This window comes from Proteiniphilum sp. UBA1028, assembly GCF_002316955.1.
In the GTDB taxonomy this organism is placed as follows: Bacteria; Bacteroidota; Bacteroidia; order Bacteroidales; family Dysgonomonadaceae; genus Proteiniphilum.
Genome location: NZ_DCEN01000026.1, coordinates 12758 through 18592 on the forward strand (window position 1 = coordinate 12758; position 5835 = coordinate 18592).

3 protein-coding genes are annotated in these 5835 nt (G+C 45.4%); all 3 read right to left on the reverse strand.

Annotated features, from left to right (window positions below; all coding sequences use genetic code 11):
* On the reverse strand, positions 1-863 hold an 863-nt coding region (locus tag B3Z75_RS03410), incomplete at its 3' end, for a RagB/SusD family nutrient uptake outer membrane protein (protein WP_294067781.1).
* 21 nt (positions 864-884) lie between these two features.
* Complete coding sequence (locus B3Z75_RS03415; RefSeq protein ID WP_294067783.1) at positions 885-4415, reverse strand: SusC/RagA family TonB-linked outer membrane protein; 3531 nt, start codon at positions 4413-4415, stop codon at positions 885-887.
* Between the two features lie 118 nt (positions 4416-4533).
* The gene (locus B3Z75_RS03420) at positions 4534-5715 is read right to left on the reverse strand and encodes a FecR family protein (protein WP_294067786.1); all 1182 of its coding nucleotides are present in this window, start codon (positions 5713-5715) and stop codon (positions 4534-4536) included.
* Between the last annotated feature and the right edge of the window lie 120 nt (positions 5716-5835).

Consider the following 5835-nt stretch of genomic DNA (forward strand, 5'->3'; position numbering starts at 1 on the left):
TTCATATTTTTTGCGGAAGTAGGCAGCCCCCAGATGCATTCCGATACGCCTGTATCGCTAAACCCTTTTTTATACTCCTCTTCCGTCATCAATGGATATTTTGACGCCAATTCTCCCGCGAGTACTTTTGCTTCGGCGTATTGGCCCGCTTCCGTGTAGATCCGGGCGAGCAAACCTTTGGCCACGTCTTTGCTCATCACATATTTTGAATTGCCTCTTCTCTCGTCGCTCATGTTCTGAACTGTCCACTGCAGGTCCGCTATCATGGCCGTGTAGTTCTCTTCCATGGTAGCGCGTGGTTTGGGGTCGATCGCACTTTCCAGATAAAGTGGAACGCCGGGTGCTTGAGGGTCAATTAGATATGTTTGTTGGAACCATTGTGTTAGCAGAAAATAATGATATGCCCTTAGTCCCCGTGCCTCTCCTTCGATTTGCTTTTTGGCAGTTGTACTCCCTTGCATGGAAGGGATCTTGGCGAGCAGATCGTTCAGTACATTAATATGACCGTAACAATAGGACCAGAAAAACTGAGGGCGTGGTTTCTCCATGGTGCGTGAAGTGAAGCTGTAATCATCGGCCTGCCATTGTGTGCTGCTGCTTTTGGGGATAATATCCTGTCCCATCCAGTCTCCAGAAATGATGAAGTTGTGAATTCCAAGGCTTTGGGCAGACACATAATAGCCTTCCGCGGCATAAGTCATATGGTCATAGATGCCGTTGAGTACGATCTCCGTAGATTTGTCGCTATCGAAAACAATGTCGGACGATACTTTATCGCGGGGTACGACATCCAGAAAGTCATCACATCCGGTCAGGAAAGTGACAACGCAAAGAATGACTGTTGTAATTATATTTTTTTTCATTATTTTGTTTTTTGAAGTATTCTAAAATTCCACTTTTACTCCCACTGAGTATGTTGCCAATGCCGGGTAGAGGGTGTCGACCATACCCCATGTGACTTGTTCGGGGTCGAACCCTTGCTCGTGGCTGAGGTAGAAAATGTTGTCAGCCTGCATATAGACCCTGGCCGAGGAGATGCGAAGTGCATCGACCAAGGCGGCTGGCAATGTGTATCCCAATGTTATGTTTTTCAACTTCAGATAATCCCCTTTTCGAGAGTAGAAGGTAGAAATGTAGGATCTGCTCCCGGTGTAGTTCCCTGTTTTGTATGTTGTAAGCCTGGGTATGGAAGTCACATCACCCGGTTTCTGCCATCTGTTCAGCATGTCTTTGTGAAACACTCCTCCGGATGAGGATGTCAGCGCAGCATAATCCATCATCAAAATTTTGGATCCAAGTGAGTAGTTGAAGAGGAAGCTAAAATCGACGTTCTTCATGCGGAACGAGTTGAAAAAACCTCCGGTTACTTTCGGTGTGTAATTACCTGCCGGTTTGCGTCCAAGATCTCTGAAGACCTTGCTGGTGCCGTCTGTCAGGCGGACCGATTTGTAGCTGGTTTCATTAAAGTTCTCCGTAGTAATCCGTTCTCCGGTTTTCTCTCCTGTGGTTTCATCCACCTCATCGATGTACCACCGGGGTTTCCCGTTTTCGGGGTTCACCCCGGCATATTCTGCAATATAAAATTCGGTTGTGCTTTGCCCCACTTTGTAGATTCTATACCCTGTAATAAACTCATCCTGATTCAATGAGCGTATTTTATTTTTGTTGTGGGCAATGTTGAAATTAGTGGTCCAGTTGAAATCCCTGCTGGCCATGTTTTCGGTCGTCAGTGACAATTCCACGCCCTTGTTACTCAACGAGCCAATATTGCGGAGTACCTGACTGAAACCTATCGAGGGAGATAAAGGCACGTTGTAAAACAGATCGTCCGTTACCCGGTTATACAGGTCTACAGAGAGACGAATGCGGTTCTTGACAAAGTTTGCATCTATACCAAGATTTAATTGCTTGTTCACCTCCCATTTCAGGAAGCGGTTCGGCATACTGGCAATGTACACGCCTGATTGCCCGAGAAACGAATAGCCAGATTGATAATAGGCTCTGTAATCATGCTCGCCAATATTTCCGGAAGTACCGTAGCTGCCTCTTAGTTTTAACAGCGAAACCCAGTTGATGTTTTTCAGGAACTCTTCTTCCGATGCAAGCCATCCTGCGCCAACACTCCAAAAGTTACCCCAGCGGGTGTCGGGATGAAAATTGGAAGAACCGTCTCTTCTGATGCTTCCCAGAAGGAAATATTTGTTGTGAAAATTATATTCTGCCCTTGAGAAAAAGCCAATCAGGCGTTGTTCCGATGATGTACCCGGCCCGAGGCTTGGTCTCACAATATCCGATCCGTTCACCAGCTCGTCCATCCCTTCAAAAGCAAAGTTCTTGACCGATGCATTCAGGCTTGATGTGCTCCTCTCGTTGATTTCCACACCCGCCATCAGCTTCAGGTTGTGCTTCTTGTCCCAGTTTCTGTTGTAGGTGAGTATACCGTTCGTTGTCCAGTTGACCGATTCGGATGTCATTACGTCCATGGCCCCGTTGGTGGATGTCCCTGAGCCGATTGTTCTGTTGCGATAGACCGATGTTTTATTGGTCGATATGTTTCTGGAGTGACTTGCCTTGAAGTTCAGGTTGTCGAGTATGTCGTAGTCGACGTAATAGTTGGCAAAGGTATAACTCCCTTTGCTGGAGGATTTGTTCAGGTCTAATGTCCCCAGTGGGTTTACGCCATAACTGACCCCGGTCCCGGTCACGTCGGGACGTCGTGAGTTCATCACATCCGAGGGACCATTACCATAATCAAGGATTGGATTGCCCTCCTCGTCGTACACCATATTCCCTGCCGGATCTCTTTTATATAGGGGGTACAGGCCTGGTGTGAGTCGTGCATACGTGGTGAAGTCGGCATATCCGTTGTCAATGCTTGTCGTTCGGGAGCTGGAAGAACTGATACCGATATTTGCTCCCACCGAGATCTTGTCGTTTATTTTATAGGTAAAGTTTAACCGGGTAGTGTACCGGTCAAAACCGGGATTTCCGGGCTCAATTCCCCGTTGGTTCAGATAACCGGTGGAGAGGTAATAATTTACCCTGTCGGATGCACCATTGATACTGAAAGAATGCTCGTTCCTTGATCCTGTGCCCAGCAGTCTTTTATTGTAATCTTCCCACCACAGTAGCTGTGCGTCGGGAATCAGTTTGCCGTCCAACCCTACCGGGTTGTTTATGCTGAAGGCGTTGTAGCCCAGCTTATTTAGCAGTTCGTTCGTTGCATAGTGCTCGGGAGTAGCATATGACTTGCCTCCTGCCGTAAGTAGTCCCTTGTCGTCGATTGCTCCGTTTCGAAGCGCTTCCCAGGTCAGTTCATAATATTCCTGCGGCGATACCTGCTCGTAATCACGGCCGGAGCGGGTGGAAAATCCAAACTGGCCGTTATAGGAAACGATGGCTTTGTCGCCCGTTCTTTTCCCCTGCTTGGTTGTGATGAGGATAACACCGTTTGTAGCCCTTGCTCCGTAAAGAGAGATCGCTGCAGCATCCTTCAGAACCGATATGGACTCGATGTCGTCGGGGTTCAGATGCTTCATCGCATCATTGGGAACCCCGTCAATAATGTATAGAGGCTGGATGCTTGCGTTGATGGAAGAGGCTCCCCTGATCACAATTTCCGGTGTGCTTTGTCCTCCTCGTTGAGATTTGTTTTCCAGTTGAATACCCGGAACAAGCCCCTGAAGACTGGATAAAACATTGTTTGACCTGTTTCTGGCAATGCTTTCCGCATTGACGGTGGCCACAGAGCCGGTGTATGTACGTTTGTCCGTGGTGCCGTATGCTACCACCATCAATTCTGACATAGCAATAGAGCTGTCTTCCATTTTGATATTGATGGTGTTGCTCTTTATGACTACCTCCTGAGTGAAAAATCCGATATAGGAAAAACGTAAGATGTGCCCTTTGTCAGCCTGAATGCTGTAGTATCCATTCTCATCGGTCACGGTGCCTGCAGAAGAGTTGGCGACAACGATGTTCACCCCGATGAGCGGCTCACCTTCACGGTCTGTTACTTTCCCGGTTACGGTAAAAGGAGGTTGAGCCGCCTGAACGGGAGCTTCCGTCTTTGATTCCGTCCGAACTGTTGCGTCTGATGAATTTTCTTTTTCGAATAAAATGATCTGTTTTCCGAGAATTTCATAAGAAATATTCGTATGAGCGGTGATGGTGTTCAATATTTCCTCGATGCTTTGCGAAGAGACATCAACATCTATTCTCTTGTTTGTTTCACTTTTTATTTCGTTGACAAATAAGAATAAATAGTCACTCTTGTTTTCAATTTCGTTGAATACCTGCCGAATAGACACATTATTCATTTTAAGCGTAAGGTTATTTTGAGAATAACTATTTGCATACGCACCGCTGATGGATGTAAACAGAAGCAACAGCAAGAATTTTGCATTTCTGCTCATTCGTCCTACACGGGTTTTTTGTACCCTTTTTTTGATTGCATAATAACTCATAACGTCATTTTAAATATAATTTGTTTCATTGATAAATTAAATCCTGCTGAATTTTGTTGGGAGTTCTTTATTGTGGAGTCTTTTGTCGTGCTTTTTTGCTGATGATAATTGTTTTATCATTCAGGGTATATTCTGTATTGGTCATCAATGTGACCGATCGCATGATGTGGTCCAGGTTTTCGGTTAAATATAGTTTGCCTGTGCATGTGACATCCTGAAAATTGGGATTATCCAGATAATCAAATTCGATATTGTAATAACGTTCAATATGGGCCAATACCCGGGTGATGGGTGTATCCTCAAAAGTGAGATAACCATTTATCCAGCTTGTGTAGCTCTCTGTATTTACAGTTTTTGTTTCAATTTTTCCTGTTCGATCAATTATTGCCAGCTCGTTGGGCTTCATTTCGGTAACGTGACCCTCTGTGTGAACAGATATTTTCCCTTCCACCAGTACTGCCGATAGCTCCGCCTTCTCGTATGCGGATACATTGAATGCTGTTCCGGTTGCCTCTACGGTGAAATCGGGAGTTTGGACCATAAATCTCTTTTTCCTGTCGGTAGCTACTTCTATGTATATTTCACCGGTGAGCTTAATCTCCCTTTGTGCGTTGCCGAACGTTGATGGAAATTCGAGTGTTGATCCTGCATTCAACCAGACCAAACTGCCATCCGGCAGCCTGATTTTTGATTGCTTCCCGTAGGGAACAGTCAGCTTGTTCACGCTGTTTGCGTCGAGAGACAGCTCGTTGGTTCCTGCAGAGGTCGTGACCTCGAAAGACGATTCGTTTATCTGGATGTCAATGTTTTCCTCAAACTGGAAGAGCTTATCCCCGCTTACAAGTTGAATCTGATCCGTGTCAAGCTGGCTGCCTGTGATGACATCCGCATCAGAACTCTTCTCTTTGGTGAAAAATAAGATGCTTGTGGCCAGAATCAGTATGGCCGATGCTGCAGCTACATATTTCTGCCAGGTTATTGTTTTTCTGTTGCAGGTCAGCTTCCTGTTGGCCTGATCTTCGATTGTTTTAAAAATACTTTCAAGTAAGAACTCTTTGTCGGCATTGTTGAAAGATCTTTTGTCTGAAATAAATTCTTTCAGATAGAGATCAGCCTGAACGATCATTTTCTGCAAAGAGGGATCCTGTTGTTGAAGAGAATCCCAATATGCGTTCAGTTCCTCGTTAGGTGCGATACGCCACTCCAGGAATTTAGCATCGTCCAATAGTTGTATGTAACTCCGGGACATATTGTTTTTTTCTGTCATAGCTCTTTTGGATGTGTTTGAAGTTTATAGACGGGGAATCTTTATTTCTGTTCCCTATTTTTCAGGAAGAAATACATAAATTAACTTATCGGCCTGTTTTTT

Excerpts from the sequence above, each read along its gene's own strand:
- B3Z75_RS03415 (WP_294067783.1), bottom strand. The coding sequence starts at position 4,415 with ATGAGCAGAAATGCAAAATTCTTGCTGTTGCTTCTGTTTACATCCATC.
- B3Z75_RS03420 (WP_294067786.1), bottom strand. The coding sequence starts at position 5,715 with ATGTCCCGGAGTTACATACAACTATTGGACGATGCTAAATTCCTGGAG.